This is a genomic window from Lysinibacillus sp. 54212, assembly GCF_036662795.1.
Taxonomy (GTDB): domain Bacteria; phylum Bacillota; class Bacilli; order Bacillales_A; family Planococcaceae; genus Lysinibacillus_B.
In genome coordinates this window covers 1-628 of sequence record NZ_JBAFWZ010000073.1, presented here as the reverse complement: position 1 = coordinate 628, position 628 = coordinate 1, and the positions used below count along the sequence as shown (strand labels likewise).

At 40.9% G+C, this 628-nt stretch carries 1 pseudogene; it reads left to right on the top strand.

Annotation, left to right across the window (positions count from 1 at the left end):
- Window positions 1–628 (top strand): annotated as a pseudogene (locus V4T18_RS18300) (hypothetical protein); the annotation flags it as partial.

Genomic DNA, 628 nt, shown 5'->3' with positions numbered 1-628 from the left:
GATCGAAAAACTCGTGAGGTTTGATACCCTACAAACACAAGCAGTCGTGCCTGTGGACGGCATCCTTCAATCCATCACCGATCAAATTCAGTTTATGGAGGATATCTTCATTGGAGGAGATATAAACGCCAATGGGCAGACCAATGCTGTTAATGACTTGTTATTAGATAGCCAAGTAACGGACCTATTCAACACCCTAGGGTACCAGAAAGCGGTCGAACACATAGCTAAAGCAAGAGAACAGGAAAGAGTAATGGCCGCCATTAAATATGCCATTAATCCCGATAAATTCCTACCAGAAGCCCAGCGAATCTATAATAAGGTGAAGAACGACCCGATTTTTAAAACCATGCTTTGGGCGTCAAGAATTTACCTTTCCTCTTCTTCTCAAAATGAGTCGAGCGATATGGAAATCAAAGATGAAAATGCATTCGTTAAATCCTGGAATAGTGTAAGCGGAATAGGTAAAGATTTCTGGGACGGTCTAAATTCAAGGGCAGAAAAATCATGGGATTCTCCATACCATTTTGCAAATTTTTTCACGTTAGGTGCAGTAGACGGGATCTGGTCAGGATCGAAAGACAGAAATGAGAAGAAGTGGAATTCCACTTATGACTTTTTTAATTAC